1 pseudogene is annotated in these 852 nt (G+C 66.0%); it reads left to right on the top strand.

Going from position 1 to position 852, the window contains the following annotated elements:
• Window positions 1-323 precede the first annotated feature (323 nt).
• A pseudogene (locus EOA23_RS35120) lies at window positions 324-852 on the top strand (PAS domain-containing sensor histidine kinase); the annotation flags it as partial.

The raw sequence follows: 852 nt of genomic DNA, 5'->3' as shown, positions 1-852 counted from the left end.
GTTATTGAATGATTTTTTCTTGGACGGCGATTAGCCGCCTCAAGTTCAGGTCCGTTTTGGCACAGACCTCGCGGCTAACGCGCCGTTTACCATGGCGCCAACTCGACGTGCTTTGCGGGGCCGGCATCACAATATTTGCCTTGGGGCGGTCGCTGGCACCCGCCAGCCTTATCCATTCCTTAAACGCTGGATGCGAGTTTCAAGGCATTGATTGAGTCACCTGCCAGGCAGGATGTTTTTTACCACCGGGTACGCGTGCGTTGAGTTCGATTTCAGCCAGATACGTTCAATTGCCCGGCGCGGTTGCCGCCGGCTGCGAACGCTTGGTTCACCCCACCGTGACGAGTGAGGCGGAACGTTTGCGCCAGCGCCGCTTCATCGGGGTCATGCTCGCCTCGCCCTTCCTTGCCGCGGGTGCCGCGGTGACGCTAGTCACCTCGAGCCTCGGCGCGGCCGTCACCATGGCCGCCATCTTTGCCGCTTTCGGCTTGTGCTGGTTCGCCGCGCTTCTGGTCGCCGCCACTGGCCACATGGCGCTCGCCGGCCGCATGGCGGTCGCCTTGGGCGGCCTCGCGCTTGCCGGCGCAATAGCGGCGGCAGGGGGACTGGCCTCGCCGGTCGCGCTGCTTGGCTTGGCATTGCCGATCGAGACCTGGTGGGTCTCCGGGTCGCGGCGTGCCGCGCTATCGAGCGTGCTGGCGGCGGTCGCCGCGATCGTTCTGCAGCCCTTTGCCGGCCAGCTCCTGCCGCCTGGCGAAATCGCCGCCTGGCACTGGCTGCTGCCGCTGGCCTGGGCGCTGACATTGTTGCCGCGTGCCGCCGCCTTCGCCAATCCTGCCGGCCTGCGGCCGG

The sequence above is a fragment of the Mesorhizobium sp. M2A.F.Ca.ET.042.01.1.1 genome (assembly GCF_003997405.1).
Taxonomy (GTDB): Bacteria; Pseudomonadota; Alphaproteobacteria; order Rhizobiales; family Rhizobiaceae; genus Mesorhizobium.
This window is presented reverse-complemented; position numbering and strand designations above follow the sequence as displayed.